The organism is Jutongia sp. (assembly GCF_057878315.1).
The window spans coordinates 19065-36978 of the sequence record NZ_DBLXSO010000004.1 but is presented as its reverse complement, the minus strand read 5'-3'; the positions used below and the strand labels follow the sequence as shown (position 1 = coordinate 36978).

Below are 17914 nucleotides of genomic sequence, written 5' to 3'. Positions count from 1 at the left end.
TACCTCCGAATCTATTTGTTTTCTGTTGCGTCGGTTTGCGGTGTCTCTTTCAAGGTGAAATAAATACTGGTTCCCTCACCGGGAGTGCTGTCCGCCCAGACTCTGCCACCGTGATCCTCAATGATGCGTGCGACGATCGCGAGTCCAAGTCCGCTGCCCCGCTTGGAGGATCCACGGGAGGCATCTGCCCGGTAAAAGCGTTGGAATATGTGAGGGAGTGCCTCGGCGTCAATGCCGGGACCATCATCCTGTATTTCAATCTGTATAAAGTGTTCCGGAACAGGAACCTCTGAGTTTGTCTCCATCGGTGTACCATCCGGATTTAGCTGGCGGTAAAGCGGAGCGGACGGCTGCTTGACGGGAACCTCTGACAGGCGGATCCGGATATTGCCCTCGGAGCGGTCCAGATATTTGACGGCGTTGTTAATAATATTGATCACTACACGTTTGAGCTGCTCCGGGTCTGCATGGATCTTCGTGTCCTTCGGACAGGTATTTTCATAATGCATGGTAATGTGTTTTGTTTCCATATCCAATGAGATTGCCTCGATGCAGTCAGTGAAATAACTGTCCAGTGGAAAGTCCAGAAAATGATATGGAAGTGAATTCTGCTCCACCTTGGAAAAAATGGAGAGCTGATCCACCAGATAGCTCATATCATTTGCCTTGGAAGAGATTGTACGCAGGTATTTTTCCTGCTTCTCCGGTGTGTTGGCAACGCCGTCCAGGATTCCCTCGCTGTAGCCCTTGATGGAGGTGAGCGGCGTCTGCAGATCATGTGCCATGTTGCTCATCATATCACGGGTGTCCTGCTCGTAACGGATGCGTTCCTCGATCATTTCCTTCAAACGGATCCGCATTTCCTCGAAATCCCGGCAAAGCTCACCGATCTCATCGGTCGAGTTGACACGTACCGGAGTATCCAGATTGCCGGCACCGATCTGCATGGTGGCGATCTGCAGGATATTTAACGGACGGACGATGCCGTTGTAGAGCCAGACGACAAGAAGTGCTGCAGTACCAAGCAGGATCAGCGCACCGGAGATCATAAGCTGCCGGATCAGCTCACGCCAGCGTGGGAGGATTTCGGAATAGTCGGTCACAAGGAAAAGCTGTGCATATTCATGGCTGGACAGATAAAAGTCCTTCTGTTTGACCAGATAACCGTTATCAATGGAAATGGTGTCCGTATACCCTTCCTCAAAGCTGCGAAAGCCGGGGAGAGGATTGAGCTGGTGATATGCCTTTGTGTTACCGATATAAAACTCCTGTCCGCCCTTGTGAACCACGATGAAGGAAAAACGACCGGACAGATCGGAATTGATCTTGTCCAGATAATCCCGGCGGATCAAAAGATCCGGGTTGGTATCTGCCACATGAACAAGATCGCGGAAATCTGTCATGGTTGCGGTTGAGAGAATATGGATCGGATTGAGTAAAAGATTTTCGGAAGAGATATCGGACTGATAATCATCCTCTAGTGTAGATGCCTGGTTGGTTAGGATCATATTGTAGCTGACCGCGATCAGAGCCAGAGGAAATATGGTAACAAACAAAAAAGCAATGATCAGTCTTCCACGGATCTTCATAAAATCACTCCCTTCGATTTGACAAAAGCCGGCAGCGGATCAATATCCCATGCCGGCTGTAATTTCCTGGACTGTTTTGGTTGGTGTGTAGTTTTTTGTGTCAAAAAGCTTCTTGTGAAGCGTCGTTACGTTGGATGTCAATGTGGTTGGAAAGTCATAGTAAATGCCGTCAGATGCTCTGTGGCAATCTAACTTATACGGAAATCCCCTGCTTGTTTTGATGTCGTAAAATGGAAGATACACGCCAAGCTGCAGGATTTCCTGTGTCGTCAGACTGGTGTAGATCTGTGGCAGCATCTCATTCAAAACGCGGTAGAGCTTTAACGGACTGCTGTGCTTTGCCTTTGTCATCAGTGCCTTCATGACGCGACGCTGGCGTGCGGCACGGGTGAAATCACCGCCCTTTGTATAGCGGACACGGCAGTAGCCGGTCGCCTGTACGCCGGATACCGTCTGCTTTCCGGGCTTTTTGATCTTCTCATAGGATGTGCCGTTGATCTTTGCAACATCCCTGGCATAAGCATTGACCCACTTGCGCTCGTTCTTGTGAATGTTCAGAGTGATCCCGCCAAGTGCATCGATCACATTGGACAGAGCACTGAAATTGACCGTGATAAAATCCTGCACATCCAGATCAAAATTCTGGTTGATCGTGTTGACGGCAAGATCCGGTCCACCGTAGGAATAAGCGTGATTGATCTTCGTATACCCGTGACCGTCAATACGTGTGTAGGTGTCACGGAAGATCGAGGTCAGCTTGACATTGTGTGTCTTGTTATTGATGCTGACAAGAATGATCGAGTCGCTGCGTGTATTTTCCTGAAGGGCATTGGCACGGGAATCTACACCGAATACTACAATATTCGTGAAATCCTTCATGTTGGGATCGGAAAGTCCCTCATTCAGGGAAACCTGCTCCAGCGGATGATTCTTGATCTCGTCAATCTTATTCACAAGAGACAGAATCAGAAATACTCCTGCCATAATAAACAGCAGGAGGATCAAAATGAAAATACGGATATGCTTTTTTCGTTGCTTTTTACGTCTGACGCGCTCGTTGTGTGCGGCACGGCTTCGATAACTATCCATAATAATTCTGCATTCCTTTCTCAGCCGACAAACATCGTGACTGTTGGTTTAACATGCATTTTTGTTGACGTCCCGACCGAAAAACGTCAGGAACAAAATTTTGAAATCAAGCCAAAGAGTCCAGTTTTCTACATAATAAAGGTCGCATTCGATTCGTTTAGCAATGGAGGTGTCCCCGCGGTAGCCGTTGACCTGAGCCCATCCGGTCATGCCCGGACGAACCTGGTGCTTGATCATATAGCGTGGAATTACTTCCTGGAATTTCTTGACGAAGAACGGACGCTCCGGACGCGGACCGACCAGACTCATATCACCACGCAGGACATTGACAAGCTGTGGAAGCTCATCAATATTGGTCTTACGCATAAACTTTCCGATCGGAGTTACACGGGGATCATTCTTGACCGTCCATGCCTTTTTCTCCTCGGAGGCATCCTGTACCTTCATGGAACGGAACTTGTACATCTGGAATGCCTTGTTGTGAAGACCGATTCGCTCCTGTTTGAAAATCAGTGGACCCGGTGAAGTGATCTTGATGATCAATGCAATGATCGCCATCGGGATCGCCAGTACGATCAGACCAAACAGTGATCCGAAAATATCAATGGACCGCTTGACTGCATTATTTAAAGAAGAGCTGAGCGGAACATGACGCACGTGAATGATCGGCAGTCCATCCAGATCCTCTGTATATGGCTTAGTTGGAATTACATGGTTGTAATCCGGAATAAACTTGGTATGCACCCCCGCCTTCTCACAGATCGTCACGATGGATTCCAGCTTGGAAAACTCATCAATGCTGAGAGTGATCGCAATCTCATCGTAAGCGTTGGTGCTGAGCAGATCCTCGAGCATCGAAATGCTGCCGATCACCGGAATGCCTCGGTAGGAATCCTCTGTGCTCTTGTGATCATCGAGAATACCGTGAATAAAATAGCCCCATTCAGGATGAACGCGGAGACGGTCGATGTAGCCCTCTGCAGTACGGCTGTAACCGACCAGAAGGATATGCTTCAGATTCTTGCCTGCTTTACGCATCTTGCGGAGGATCTTGTTGACTGTCATACGGAACAGGAAGTCAATACACAGATTCATGATCGCAAAGATACCCAGAAAAAGACGGGCGTAGTCCTGCTGTTTAATAAAGAAAAGGACGGCAACACAGTAAATGATACCAAGCAGATTTGCCTTGATCAGATTAAAAAGCTCGGTTCTGCGGCTGGCAGTTCTTTTCGGATTGTATAAATTGCAGAAATAATATATAATCAGATAACACGGAACCAGAAAAACAAGCATGTTGATGTAATCCTGACGCGGTCGTATATAACCGATCGGTGCAGGGATGATTCGCCATTTCACAAGCGGACTCCATGTATCCTCAAATCGCAGACTCCAGGATAATATATATGAAACAGCAATGATGATCGCATCCACGATCACATGCATCAGATTTAACAGCTTTTGGTTATCCTTTATCACGACATCACCTTCTTTGTAAAGATTTTGAACCACCTTATTATAATAGTTTCCGGTGCAAATCGCAATATTATTTACAAAAGGAACAAAATTTTTATTCTATTTTCACAAGTATGTCACAAATGATTGATAGACTTATGCAATAGATATGGAGGGAGAAAGAACACAGATTGGTTCTTTCAATAGAAGGAAAGGCAGGTTTGCATACTATGGAAGAAAAGAATCAGAATACGAATGAATATACGGGTGAATATGGCAATCCGGTAGAGCGTAATGATGCAGCCGGTCAGGAGCCGGAGAAGGAGCAGGAAAGCTCCGTTTACAGCTATTCATACAGAGACCACAAGCCGGAGGCAACAAGCTCCGGGGATTATCATGCAAGCGATAATACGGCAGATGCTTCTGAGAAGCAGGACAGCATGGAAAGCAATGCGGCAGACAGCGGGTATACGCATACGGACAATACACAGTCGCAGTCCGCAGATCCTTCGGATGGACAGCAGAGAGAGGGATGGACAGCGATGGGAGAGCAGCAGGAACGCAGCGACGGACCGTCAGAGACGGCTTATCGGACGAATAGCAGCGCAGCGGACAGCACTCCGGAGAAAAAGAGCTTTTTCAATGGAAAGAAGCTGGCAGCATGTGCAGTTTTTGCGGTTGTATTTGGTATTGTAGCAGCAGTTTGCTTTCAGGGCGTATGTTATTTTTCAAACAAGGTGCTTGGCGTCAATCTGACCGGAAGCGGACAGCAGATCGCCTACACCACCGATAATGTCAAGTATACGAATGCTACAGGAGCAGCCATTGGCACCACTGACGTATCCGGTATTGCACAGCAGACGATGCCGTCAATCGTTTCCATTACAAGCACGACAGAGGGCGAGGGATCCTATGATCTGTTCGGTCAGTATTATCAGGGACAGGATGAGGTCAGTGCAGGAACCGGCTTTATCGTTGGCAAGAACGACAAGGAGCTTCTGATCGCAACAAACAATCATGTAGTGGATGGAGCCAAGGCGATTTCCGTACAGTTTATTGATGAGGAAGTTTACGATGCGACGACAAAGGGCAATGACTCATCCGCAGATCTTGCCGTGATCGCCGTGAAGCTTAAGGATATGAAGAAGTCAACACTAAATTCGATCCGGATCTCTGCGCTTGGAGATTCCTCCGAAAGCAAGGTTGGTGAGATGGTTGTTGCCATCGGTAATGCACTGGGCTATGGTCAGTCGGTAACAGTTGGTTATGTCAGTGCCAAGGATCGTGAGATTACAGAGCAGAGCGAGGACGGAAGCTCACAAAGCAGCAAGATGAAGGTAATTCAGACCGATGCAGCGATCAACCCCGGTAACAGTGGCGGACCTTTATTAAATATGAAGGGTGAGGTTATTGGTATCAATTCCTCCAAAATCGCCGCTTCCTCTGTTGAGGGTGTTGGTTATTCCATCCCGATCTCCGAGGCAACACCGATCATTGATGAGTTGATGAGCCGTGAAGTGTTGACCGATGCCCAGAAGGGATACCTGGGGATCAGTGGTAAGACCGTGTCCGAGGAGGCAAGCAACTTCAATATGCCGGAGGGTGTTTATGTATCTGAGGTAGCCAAGGATGGTGCGGCAGGAAAGGCTGGCATCAAGCAGGGCGATATCATTACAGCGATCAACGATATTCAGGTGACAACGATCGAGAGTCTCAAGGAAAAGGCGAACAGCTACAAGAAGGGAACAAAGGTTACGATCACCTTAAAGAGAAGTGATAACGGAAGCTATGTCGAGAAGAAGGTCAAGGTGACACTGCAGGGATCAAGCTCCCTTAACAGTCTGCAGAGTGGTTCCTCCGATGATCAGAATTCCAATAATAATTCCGGCAATAACTCCGGTAATGGTTCCGGAAATAACGGCGGATCACACGATGACTCCGGCAGTAATGACGGAGAGAGTGGCAATGGTTCGTCCGGCGGCTGGGGAAGTCTCTTCCCGGGCTTTGGAAACTAGGAAAAGAGGCAGTAACGATGAACGAAGAATCGCTCTGGGACAGAATAAGCAGGCGGTACTGGTTTCAGACAATCCTGTTTGTGGTATTATCCTTTGTGGAATATATTACGCTTGAGACGTTCTTAGGCGGCGACATCTGCAGTATAGGTCTGGAATACAGTATCAAAAATATCATGCTCCTGATGGGAGTCAATCTCATCCTCGTGTCTGTGACACGCTGGATGAGACTGACCTTTCTCCTGTCAGGAGTATTTGTGCTGATATTGGGCACTGCCAATTATTTTGTAGATGCATTCCGTGGTTACGGGATTGTTTACATGGATATCTATGCGGTACGCACTGCGGCGAATGTGGCAGGAGAGTACAAATACCACGGTTCACCGCAGCTGTGGCTGGGACTTTCGCTGGGGCTTCTCTGTCTGGTGTTATGCGTTGTGGCGACACCGGCGCGTTCGCGAAAGTGCAGCCTTCGGAAAGGGATTGCCGGTGTCGTGGGAACGGCTGTCGGCGTGGTTTTTTTCGTGTGGATCAATCTGGGAACGGGTTTTTTTGATGATGTCAGCAATCTGACCTGGGATCACAGCATCGGTATGTCGGAATATGGATATCTGCTTTATGTAACGGCAAATGCAGGTCAGGCAAAGGTGCAGGTGCCGGACGGATATTCGCCGGAGAAGGCGGATGAGATCCTGTCCCGTTACAAAGACGCTTCCTCCACGAACAGCGTGCTTGCAACGCATGCGGGCTCTGCTAAATCACCAAACATTATTATGGTGATGAATGAATCCTTTTCGGATCTGAGTGTGCTCGGAAAGTTTCGGACGGATCAGGAATATCTTTCCCATTGGAACAGCCGGAGTAAGAACACGATCAAGGGTTATGCCGATTCCTCCGTTTATGGCGGTTACACGGCAAACTCCGAGTTTGAATTTCTGACCGGGTGTACCAAGGCATTTCTGCCGGGCAACCCGTATCTGCAATATATTACCGATGAGCTGCCGAGCGTTGTCAGCAATATCAAGGCGCAGTCCGGCTATGACCGCACAGTCGCGGTTCATCCGTACAATCCGTCCGGCTATAACCGGAACAGGGTTTATCCGCTGCTTCATATGGATGAGTTTTTAAGCATCGATGATTTCAAGGATCCGGTGCTGGTACGCAAATATATTTCCGATGAGTCTGATTACGAGAAGCTGGAATCGTTGTATGAGCAGAAGAAAGCAGGAAGCTCACTCTGTCTGTTCAATGTGACCATGCAGAATCATAGTGCATATGATGACAGGGATTATAAATTTGCAGATCCGGTTAAACTGACTGATATAAGCCTGCAGCCGGAGGCAGAGCAGTATCTTTCTCTGATAAAGATGTCTGACGATGCTCTGGAGAATATGCTGGAGTATTTTGAAAAGGTGGATGAACCGGTACTGATCGCATTTTTTGGGGATCATCAGCCGCATCTGCCGGACTATTTTTACAAAAATATCATGGGCGAGCTGCCGGATGAGTTGTCGCAGAAGGATGCCATGAAACGGTATCAGGTTCCGTTTATGATATGGGCGAACTATGGTATCAAGTCCTCGCAGATCGACAAGATCTCCATCAATTATCTTTCCACACTGATGATGGAAACGGCGGGGCTTAAGCTGACGGATTTTCAGAAATTTCTGTTAGATATGTATCAGGACATACCATCCATCAGTGCAAATGGATTTTATGACAGACAGGGAAATCTTTACGGATGGGATGATCTGGATGAGGCGGACGAAAAGCTGCAGGAGTGGATCAGGGAATACCGCATTGTCCAGTACAATTACCTGTTCGATGAAAAGAATCGGAAGGACGATCATTTTCAACTGAGCGGCACTTCTAAATAATGAAAGGATTAAGGAAAGTATGAAAAAACCATATATCAAAGTTTTTTCATACGGCAAATTTGTGCCTGCGGCCCAAAGTTTGCGGGCTGAGAAAGAAACGAGGTATTATATGGGAAAAAAGGGAAATGTAGCGATCATTACGGGGGCATCCTCCGGCATGGGAAGAGAGTTTGCAATTCAGATTGCGCAGTTTTATCCAAGCATTCAGGAATTCTGGATCATTGCAAGGAGAAAGGAGCGTCTCGAGGAGCTGCAGGAAAAGCTTCTGGGACGCAGGGTTAAGATCCTTGCGTTGGATCTTGGAAGACAGGAAGACATCGATGCGTTGAAGCAGACGCTGGAAGAGGAGAAGCCACATGTGCGCATTCTTGTCAACGCCGCAGGCTTTGGAATGATCGGCAGGGTCGGAAAGATGCAGGAGAAGGACTGCACCGGTATGGTGGACATCAACTGCCGTGCTCTCACCGCCGTGACACATATTGTACTTCCTTACATTACGAAAAAAGGACAGATCATTCAGATGGCATCCTCGGCAGCCTTTATGCCGCAGCCCGGCTTTGCAGTGTATGCGGCAAGCAAGTCTTATGTACTCAGCTTTTCCAGAGCACTTGGCTGCGAACTGAAGGGAAGGGATATTTCCGTGACAGCAGTCTGTCCGGGACCGGTCAAAACAGAATTTTTCGATATCGCAGAAACCTATGAGGCAGTCAGGTTATACAAGAAGCTCACCATGGCAAAGGCAGATAAGGTTGTGTACCAGGCACTGGTAGATGCAAAGCATGGAAGAAGCGTTTCCGTATACGGACCGCTTATGAAGGGATTCCGTGTACTTGCCAAATTCCTTCCTGCTGACTTCATGATGATGTTTGTTCATTAGTCAGGATTTCGGACAATTTGACTTGACAGCGGCAACAAAAAAGAGTAATATTTTGTATTATTTATAAGTGAAAAGCGAGGACGAGGAGGAGTACATACTTTTCGGATTTTAAGAGAGAGAACGGTTGGTGCAAGTTCTCATTCCGGTTGTATGGAAGTAGCCTCTGAGCAGTGGAACGAACAGGAGCACATCCCAAGTAGCATCCAACGGATTCCCACCGTTACAGGGGAACGGTATATCAGACACGGTATTCGGTGTCTGCGTGCCGGCAGAGTGCGGAAGCGATCTGAGAAAGAGCAGATTTTCCGAAATTAGGTGGTAACACGGAGTATATTCGTCCTAAGTCGTATATGGCTTAGGATTTTTTTACTTTACAGGAACGATAAGCTCCTGTACGGAAAGGGGTAACGAAATGATTAAAGGAACCGAGTTATTTGTAAAAGCATTGAAAGCAGAAGGCGTAGATACCCTGTTTGCGTATCCGGGTGGTCAGGCGGTCGATCTGTTTGATGCCCTGTATGATGAGCATGAGATCGAGATGATCCTTCCGCGTCATGAACAGGCATTGATCCACGCCGCAGACGGCTATGCCAGATCCACCGGCAAGGTGGGTGTGTGTCTGGTAACTAGTGGTCCGGGTGCGACAAATCTTGTCACCGGAATTGCAACCGCCAACTATGACAGCGTTCCGTTAGTCTGCTTTACCGGACAGGTGCCTTTAGGGCTGATGGGAAACGATGCCTTTCAGGAGGTTGATATTGTCGGAATTACCCGCAACATCTGCAAATATGCGGTTACGGTAAGAAAGAGAGAAGATCTTGGACGCATCATTAAGGAAGCCTTCTATATTGCGCGCACAGGTCGACCGGGTCCTGTCGTTGTCGATCTGCCAAAGGATATTCAGGTGGCTATGGGAGACGAGGAGTATCCGGAGGAGGTTAATATCCGCGGTTACAAGCCGAACGAGAGCGTTCATGTCGGTCAGGTCAAGAAAGCAGTCTCTCTTTTAAAAAAGGCGAAAAAGCCATTGTTCCTGCTTGGCGGCGGTGTCAATATCGCCTGTGCTAATGAAGATATGAAGAAGTTAGTAGAACTGACGGGAGTGCCGGTGATCACGACCATCATGGGTAAGGGCGCGATCCCGACTAGTCACCCGCTTTACATGGGAAATATCGGTATTCATGGAAGCTATGCAGCCAACCATGCGGTCAGCGAATGTGATGTGCTGTTCTCCATCGGTACCCGTTTTAACGACCGTATCACCGGTAAGATCAGCGAGTTTGCCAAGAATGCCAAGATCATACATATTGATATTGATTCGGCTTCTATTTCCAAGAACATTGTCGTCGATGTGCCGATCGTGGCAGATGCAAAGCTTGCGGTTCAGAAGATCCTGGAATATGCCTCTCCGTTAAAGATCGATGCATGGGTGGATCGCCTCAAGGAATGGAAGCAGACATATCCGATCACGATGGAGCGTTATGAGGGACTGACACCGGAGAAGATCATCCGCTATATTGCCGAGAATTATAAGCGTCCGATTGTTGCGACGGACGTTGGACAGAATCAGCTCTGGACCACGCAGTTTCTGGAGCTGGAAGGCAACCGCCAGCTTTTAACCTCCGGTGGTCTCGGTACGATGGGCTACGGCTTCCCGGCAGCAATCGGTGCAAAGCTTGGAAATCCGGATGCCGATGTATTTGCGATTTCAGGAGACGGTGGCATGCAGATGAACATTCAGGAGTTTGCAACGGCGGTTGCACTGGAGATTCCACTGACGCTGATCGTTCTGAACAACGGATATCTCGGCAACGTAAGACAGTGGCAGCAGATGTTATTTGACCGCAGATACTCCTGCACCTGCCTGACCTACCGCAGAAGCTGTCAGCACAACTGTATGGATCCGAATAAGAAATGTCCGAAGTACAGTCCGGATTTCGTCAAGCTGGCAGAGAGCTACGATGCATACGGCATGCGCATCACAGACGAGAAGGACATTCCGAAAGCATTTGAATTTGCCCGCTCCCACAAGAATGCACCAACTTTGTTAGAGTTTATCATTGAGCGGGAAGCAAATGTGGCACCGATGGTTCCGGTTGGCAATTCATTGGATAACATGATCATGGAAATCTAGGAAAGGCAGAGGTGAGAATGGCGATGGAAACGAAGAAACGAGTGATTTCTGCATATGTAGAAAATCAGATAGGTGTACTGGCGAAGGTGTCCGGTTTATTTTCCGGCAAGAACTATAACCTCGATACATTGACGGTTGGAGAAACGGAGGATCCGACCATCTCCAGAATGACGATCGGACTGACCTGTGACGATCTGACCTTTGAGCAGATCATCAAACAGCTCAACCGCAGTGTTGAGGTCATCAAGGTCATTGACTTTACGGACATTCCGATCCGTAAGAAGGAGCTTTTATACATTAAGGTCAACAGCTGCAGTGAGAAGGATAAGCAGGAGATCTTCCGGATCGTGCAGACCTTCGGCATGGAGATCGTCGATTACGACAAGAATACCGTGCTGGTGGAATGTGTTAAGACAGAAGCACATAATAATGATATGATCGAGCTGTTCAAGAAAACGTTCATCAACCGTGTGGAGGTTGTGCGCGGTGGCAGTGTTGCTATTGAGGCAATCTCTACCTGCGTACGATGATCGGCAAAAATAGGATATATACTATATCAAAAAAGTCGGAAAAGTATTTGACAAATCAAAAAATCAGAGTATAATATTAGTCAAATCAAATATCTCAAACCGTTGAAGTGGAGATAAAAATGAGGCACGCGCCTACAGAGAGCGGGGATTGCTGAGAACCTGCGGAGATGCGATTCATTAAATGGACCACTGAGGGCATGGTCAAAGGAAGTGATCTTCCGAGTATTTCATGACGTGCAGGCATACGTCAGTTGCCGGAAATATGATTGTATTTCGCTGAGAGTGTGGGAAACCATGAAGCAAGGTGGCACCGCGGTTATAGAATTTACCGTCCTTGATTATCACAATAGCTGTGATAGTCAGGGACTTTTTTGTGTTATCTTATAAGTATTTCAGAACAACATAAAAACGCTCCGCTCAGCAGTACAAAGACAAGAAAGAGGTGGAACGATGATTTCTTTAGAAGAAGCAAAGAAACTGGGAGAAGGATATAAGGTCGTACCGGTCAGCCGGGAGATCCTTTCTGATATCCGGACGCCGATCGAGGTACTCCGGATCCTGAAGGGGGTCAGCAGACACTGCTACATGCTGGAGAGCGTGGAGCATCAGGAGAGATGGGGACGATACACATTCCTCGGATACGATCCCAAGTTGGAAATTGCCTGCATGAACGGCAAGATGACGATCCGTAACGGAAGCGCACACACGAAGACAGTAAAGCATCCGGGGGAAGAAATCAAGGAACTGTTAAAGGAGTACACAAGTCCGAAGGTTCCGGGTCTTCCGACCTTTACCGGCGGTCTGGTTGGATATTTCTCCTATGACTATGTGAAATACAGCGAGCCAAAGCTGAATCTGGATGCGGAGGATACCGAGGGCTTCAAGGATGTGGATGTGATGCTTTTTGACAAGGTCATCGCATTTGATAACCTCCGTCAGAAGATCGTCGTGATCGCCAATGCCAGAATGGAAAATATCGAAGAAGAATATAAGCGCTGCTGTGCAGAACTGGATGAGATCGTAGAACTGATCCGTCACGGCACGCCGACACCGATCGAACCGGGCAGGATTACTTCAGAGTTTCGTTCCTTATTCTCGGAGAAGGAATATTGCGATATGGTTGAGAGAGCCAAGAAGTATATCTATGAGGGGGACATTTTTCAGGTGGTGCTTTCCAATCGTCTGGAGGCAGATTATGAAGGAAGCCTCTTAAATACCTACCGTCATTTAAGAACGATCAACCCTTCTCCGTATATGTTTTATTTTAGCAGTGATGACATGGAGGTGGCAGGAGCTTCTCCGGAGACACTGGTGAAGCTGGAGGATGGCGTACTTCACACCTTCCCGTTAGCAGGAACAAAGCCGAGAGGAAAGACGCAGGAAGAGGATGAGGAGCTCGAGCGGATCCTTCTTTCTGACGAGAAGGAGCGGGCAGAGCACAACATGCTTGTCGATCTCGGAAGAAATGATCTTGGCAAGATCAGCCGGTTCGGCTCCGTCAAGGTTGAGAAATATATGTCCATTGAGCGTTATTCACACGTCATGCATATCGGTTCGACCGTAGCCGGAAAGATCCGTGAGGACAAGTGCAGTCTGGATGCTGTGGATGCGGTTCTCCCGGCGGGAACACTTTCCGGAGCACCGAAGATCCGTGCGATGGAGATCATCAATGAGCTGGAGAATAACAAGCGCGGTATTTACGGCGGAGCGATCGGCTATATCGACTTTACCGGTAATCTGGATACCTGTATTGCGATCCGTATCGCTTATAAGAAGAACGGCAAGGTATTTGTCAGATCCGGAGCCGGTATTGTGGCAGACAGTGTACCGGTCAGCGAGTACAACGAGTGCCTGAATAAGGCGAGAGCCGTGATGAATGCAGTAAACGAAAGTGATCAGCTAGACTGATGGAGGTGAGATTATGATATTACTGATAGATAATTACGACAGCTTCTCCTACAATCTGTATCAGTTGATCGGAGAGCTGGAACCGGATATCAGGGTGGTGCGAAACGATCAATATACCCCGCAGGAACTGGAGCAGATGAATCCGACACACATTATATTGTCACCGGGACCGGGAAGACCTGCCGATGCCGGGGTCTGTGAGGATGTGGTCCGTTACTTTGAGGGAAAGGTTCCGATCCTTGGCGTGTGCCTTGGTCATCAGGCAATCTGTGAGGTATACGGAGCGGAGGTTTCCTATGCGAAGCATCTGATGCACGGCAAGATGTCGGTGGCAAAGCTCGATACATCCTGTCCGCTGTTTGCACACATGGGAGAGACCGCAGAGGTGGCAAGATATCATTCTCTTGCCGCAGTAAAGGATACAATCCCGGATGCCCTTAAGGTGGTAGCCGAGACGGACGATGGCGAGGTCATGGCTGTAAAGCATGCAGATTATGATATATATGGTGTACAGTTTCATCCGGAGTCAATTCTGACACCGGAAGGCAGAATAATACTTAAAAACTTTTTGGAGGTGTTTCATTCATGATTAAAGAAGCAATTGCACTTTTGACGAAGAAGGAAGATCTGACAAACGACATGGTAGAGCAGGTGATGGGGGAGATCATGACCGGAGAGGCAACGGATGCACAGAAGGCAGCGTTCCTGACAGCACTTTCCATGAAGGGTGAGACGATCGACGAGATCACAACAGCAGCAAAATATCTCAGAGATCACTGCGAATATTTTGAGAATGACAAGGACGCACTGGAAATCGTGGGAACGGGCGGAGACGGCTCCAATACGATCAACATTTCCACCATCTCCTCCCTGATCGTATCGGCAGGAAACGTGATGGTGGCAAAGCACGGTAACCGCGCTGCCTCCAGCAAGTGTGGTACCGCAGACTGCCTTGAGGCTCTTGGCGTTAAGATCGACATTGAGCCGGACAAAATGAAAAAGGTCATGGATGAGAGCAATATAAGTTTCCTTTTCGCACAGAAATATCATCCGGCAATGCGTTTCGTCGGTGCAGTCCGTAAAGAGATCGGTATCCGTACGCTCTTTAATCTGCTGGGACCTCTGGCAAATCCGGCGAGAGCAACCATGCAGCTTTATGGTGTTTACAGCGAAAGTCTTGTAGAGCCGCTTGCACATGTACTTCATAACCTCGGTGTTAAGAGAGGCATGGCCGTTTACGGAATGGACAGCATGGATGAGATTTCTCTGAGTGCACCGACAAAGGTCTGTGAATTTAACGGGGATGACTTTAAGACCTATGAGATCACACCGGAGCAGTTCGGATTAAAGACCTGCCGGAAGAGTGATCTGGTTGGTGGCGAGCCAGCAGAAAATGCACAGATCGTCAGAAACATTTTCGAGGGAAAAGAGACAGGACCGAAGCGTGATGCGGTACTTCTCAATGCCGGTGCAGCCTTCCACATTGCAAAGGAAAATGTAACGATCGAGCAGGGAATTGAGATGGCACGCGAGATCATCGACAGCGGCAAGGCATTAAAGCAGTTAGAGACATTTATTCAGCTTACCAATGCATAAAAGAGCAGATAAAGACGAGGTGGATTATGACCATATTAAATGAAATTGCGGCAAAGACAAGAGAGCGTGTCAAAGAGCAGAAGTGTATCCGGTCTCTGGAACAGTTGAAGGATGAAGCGCAGGCAATGAACAGCGATACCGGATATCCCTTTGAGAAAGCGATCGGTAAAGACGGGCTGTCCTTCATCTGCGAGGTGAAAAAGGCATCACCCTCCAAGGGTGTCATTGCACAGGATTTTCCATATGTGGAGATTGCCAAAGACTACGAAGAGGGCGGCGCAAGTGCAATATCGGTGCTGACTGAACCGTACTGGTTCCAGGGAAGAGACAGTTATCTGCAGGAGATTCGTCAGGCGGTCAGTATTCCAATCATCCGCAAGGACTTTGTTGTGGATGAATATATGATCTACGAGGCAAAGCTGATGGGAGCGGATGCGGTGCTTCTGATCTGTGCAATTTTAAATGATCAAGAGCTTAAGAGGTTCTTTCAGATTGCAGACAGCCTTGGACTTACCGCGCTTGTGGAGGCTCACGATCAGGAGGAGGTTGACCGTGCATTAAAGGCGGGGGCGAGACTGATCGGCGTCAATAACCGGGATCTTCACACATTTACGGTTGACATTAACAACAGTATCCGCTATCGTCAGAGTGTTCCGGAGAATGTTTTATTTGTATCGGAAAGCGGGATCCGGACGAAGGAGGATATCCGTCGGCTGATGGACAACAACGTCAACGGTGTATTGATCGGCGAGACCATGATGCGGGCTTTAGACCGCGTGGCAGCCGTCAGAGAGTTTATCGGGTATTCCAGATAGCAGCATCATCATACTTTAAAGAAATGGAGAAAAATTATGAGTCAGAAAGGAAGATATGGCATTCATGGCGGGCAGTATATCCCGGAAACCTTGATGAATGAGATCAAGAAATTAGAGGATGCCTATGAATTTTATAAAAAGGATGAGGAGTTTAATAACGAGTTAAATACCCTGTTAAAAGAGTATGCAGGTCGTCCGTCTCTGTTATATTATGCGGAGAAGATGACAAAGGATCTGGGTGGAGCAAAGATCTACTTTAAGAGAGAAGATCTCAACCATACCGGTTCCCACAAGATCAACAATGTACTCGGTCAGGCACTCTTAGCCAAGAAAATGGGTAAGACACGCATCATCGCCGAGACCGGAGCCGGACAGCACGGCGTGGCAACAGCGACAGCCGCAGCTCTTCTCGGACTGGAATGTGAGATCTACATGGGTAAGGAGGACACGATCCGTCAGGCATTAAATGTTTATCGTATGGAGTTACTTGGCGCAAAGGTGCATGCGGTTGAGAGCGGCACGATGACCTTGAAGGATGCCGTCAACGAGTGTATGCGTGAGTGGACAAGCCGTGTCGATGATACACTTTATGTGCTCGGCTCTGTAATGGGACCGCATCCGTTTCCGATGATCGTACGTGATTTCCAGAGCGTGATCAGCCGTGAGGCAAGAGCACAGATCCTTGAGAAGGAAGGAAAGCTGCCGGATGTTGTTATGGCATGCGTCGGCGGTGGAAGCAACGCAATGGGAATGTTCTATGAGTTCATCAATGATGAGAGCGTCAGGCTGATCGGCTGTGAGGCGGCAGGTCTTGGCGTTGACACGGATCGTACCGCTGCAACGATGGCAACCGGTACAGAGGGTGTATTCCACGGAATGAAATCTTACTTTTGCCAGGATGAGTACGGACAGATCGCGCCGGTATATTCCATTTCCGCAGGACTGGATTATCCGGGTGTTGGTCCGGAGCACGCATATCTTAAGGATATCGGAAGAGCACAGTACGTTCCGGTTACGGACGAAGAGGCAGTACAGGCATTTGAATACATTGCAAAAGAAGAAGGAATCATTGCAGCCATCGAAAGCTCCCATGCGGTAGCTCATGTGATGAAGCTTGCACCAACCATGCGCAAGGATCAGATCATTATCTGCTGCCTGTCAGGACGTGGTGACAAGGACGTTGCAGCAATAGCAAGATACAGGGGGGTTGATTTACATGACTAGGATTCATAACGCATTTGACGGCAAAAAGGCATTTATCGGATTTGTAACAGCAGGAGATCCGAATCTTGATAAAACAGAAGAATTTGTACTGGAGATGGAGCGCGCAGGTGCCGGTCTTGTTGAGCTTGGTCTCCCATTCTCTGATCCGATCGCAGAGGGCCCTGTGATCCAGGAGGCCAATATCCGTGCATTAAAGGCAGGCTGCACCACCGACAAGCTTTTTGACATGGTGGCACGTCTTCGCCGGAAAACACAGATCCCGTTAGTGTTTCTTGCGTATCTGAACACCCTGTTCAAATACGGCTATGAGAAATTCTGCTCAAAATGCGAGGAGGTTGGCATTGACGGCGTGATCATTCCGGATATGCCTTACGAGGAGAAGGGCGAGCTTGCGGATATCGCCGCCGCGCATAATGTGGATATTATTTCTCTGATCGCACCGACTTCTGAGGATCGTATCCAGATGATCGCAAAGGATGCGACAGGATTTATTTATGTGGTATCCTCCATGGGTGTCACCGGTGTTCGCAGCGAGATCACAACCGATGTCAGCAAGATTATCGGACTGATCAAAGAAGTGACTGATGTTCCGACAGCAGTCGGCTTTGGAATCAACACCGCAGAGCAGGTACACAAGTACAGCTCAATTGCAGATGGTGCGATCGTTGGAAGTGCCATTGTAAAGATCATTGCCCAATATGGCGGGGAAGCAGGATCGCATATTTACGACTATGTACATGAGATGGTTGAGGGACTGGCATAAGAAAGTTGAACATATCTCTTTTTTTGAGGCGGCTGCAGCAAAATT

At 48.2% G+C, this 17914-nt stretch carries 14 protein-coding genes and 1 other annotated feature; of the genes, 11 read left to right on the top strand and 3 right to left on the bottom strand.

The window, feature by feature from the left end:
* Window positions 1–11 precede the first annotated feature (11 nt).
* From ACZLMD_RS01565 to ACZLMD_RS01555, 3 genes are read right to left on the bottom strand one after another with little or no spacing between them, the layout of a single operon-like run.
* Window positions 12–1589 carry a sensor histidine kinase gene (locus tag ACZLMD_RS01565; protein ID WP_482523274.1) on the bottom strand — a complete coding sequence of 526 codons (1578 nt, stop codon included), beginning with the start codon at window positions 1587–1589 and terminating at the stop codon, window positions 12–14.
* A gap of 39 nt (window positions 1590–1628) precedes the next feature.
* Window positions 1629–2678, bottom strand: coding sequence for an LCP family protein (locus ACZLMD_RS01560; protein WP_489495008.1), 1050 nt, complete (start codon window positions 2676–2678; stop codon window positions 1629–1631).
* Window positions 2679–2726: 48 nt separating this feature from the next.
* Window positions 2727–4157, bottom strand: coding sequence for an undecaprenyl-phosphate glucose phosphotransferase (locus ACZLMD_RS01555; RefSeq protein WP_118561690.1), 1431 nt, complete (start codon window positions 4155–4157; stop codon window positions 2727–2729).
* A 206-nt stretch (window positions 4158–4363) separates the two neighbouring features.
* On the opposite strand from ACZLMD_RS01555, the gene ACZLMD_RS01550 reads away from it, so the two are divergent.
* The 11 genes from ACZLMD_RS01550 to trpA all read left to right on the top strand — a co-directional run bounded on the left by ACZLMD_RS01550 (window position 4364) and on the right by trpA (window position 17869).
* Window positions 4364–6148, top strand: a complete 1785-nt coding sequence (locus ACZLMD_RS01550; RefSeq protein WP_489495007.1) for a S1C family serine protease — start codon at window positions 4364–4366, stop codon at window positions 6146–6148.
* A 17-nt stretch (window positions 6149–6165) separates the two neighbouring features.
* Window positions 6166–8022, top strand: a complete 1857-nt coding sequence (locus ACZLMD_RS01545; protein ID WP_489495006.1) for an LTA synthase family protein — start codon at window positions 6166–6168, stop codon at window positions 8020–8022.
* A gap of 109 nt (window positions 8023–8131) precedes the next feature.
* Window positions 8132–8899, top strand: coding sequence for an SDR family NAD(P)-dependent oxidoreductase (locus ACZLMD_RS01540; protein WP_118561716.1), 768 nt, complete (start codon window positions 8132–8134; stop codon window positions 8897–8899).
* Window positions 8900–8967: 68 nt separating this feature from the next.
* Window positions 8968–9244: a binding site (T-box leader), on the top strand.
* A 67-nt stretch (window positions 9245–9311) separates the two neighbouring features.
* Window positions 9312–11033: a biosynthetic-type acetolactate synthase large subunit gene (gene ilvB, locus ACZLMD_RS01535; protein ID WP_022306984.1), complete on the top strand. Its 1722-nt coding sequence runs from the start codon at window positions 9312–9314 to the stop codon at window positions 11031–11033.
* 17 nt (window positions 11034–11050) lie between these two features.
* Window positions 11051–11563: an acetolactate synthase small subunit gene (ilvN, locus tag ACZLMD_RS01530; RefSeq protein WP_022306985.1), complete on the top strand. Its 513-nt coding sequence runs from the start codon at window positions 11051–11053 to the stop codon at window positions 11561–11563.
* 450 nt (window positions 11564–12013) lie between these two features.
* The gene (trpE, locus tag ACZLMD_RS01525; protein ID WP_022306986.1) at window positions 12014–13471 is read left to right on the top strand and encodes an anthranilate synthase component I; all 1458 of its coding nucleotides are present in this window, start codon (window positions 12014–12016) and stop codon (window positions 13469–13471) included.
* Window positions 13472–13484: 13 nt separating this feature from the next.
* Window positions 13485–14060, top strand: a complete 576-nt coding sequence (locus tag ACZLMD_RS01520) for an anthranilate synthase component II (protein ID WP_486817793.1) — start codon at window positions 13485–13487, stop codon at window positions 14058–14060.
* On the top strand, window positions 14057–15067 hold the full coding sequence (gene trpD, locus ACZLMD_RS01515; RefSeq protein ID WP_486817792.1) for an anthranilate phosphoribosyltransferase: 1011 nt from the start codon (window positions 14057–14059) through the stop codon (window positions 15065–15067). Before ACZLMD_RS01520 ends, trpD begins: the two co-directional genes overlap by 4 nt.
* A 26-nt stretch (window positions 15068–15093) precedes the next feature.
* Window positions 15094–15882 (top strand): indole-3-glycerol phosphate synthase TrpC, encoded by a 789-nt coding sequence (gene trpC, locus ACZLMD_RS01510; RefSeq protein WP_118561702.1) that lies wholly within the window; start codon window positions 15094–15096, stop codon window positions 15880–15882.
* A gap of 36 nt (window positions 15883–15918) precedes the next feature.
* A complete protein-coding gene (trpB, locus tag ACZLMD_RS01505; protein WP_484104518.1) occupies window positions 15919–17106 on the top strand; it encodes a tryptophan synthase subunit beta in 1188 nt (395 codons plus the stop codon).
* Complete coding sequence (trpA, locus tag ACZLMD_RS01500; protein WP_482523289.1) at window positions 17099–17869, top strand: tryptophan synthase subunit alpha; 771 nt, start codon at window positions 17099–17101, stop codon at window positions 17867–17869. The genes trpB and trpA overlap by 8 nt, the downstream gene beginning before the upstream one ends.
* Window positions 17870–17914 lie beyond the last annotated feature (45 nt).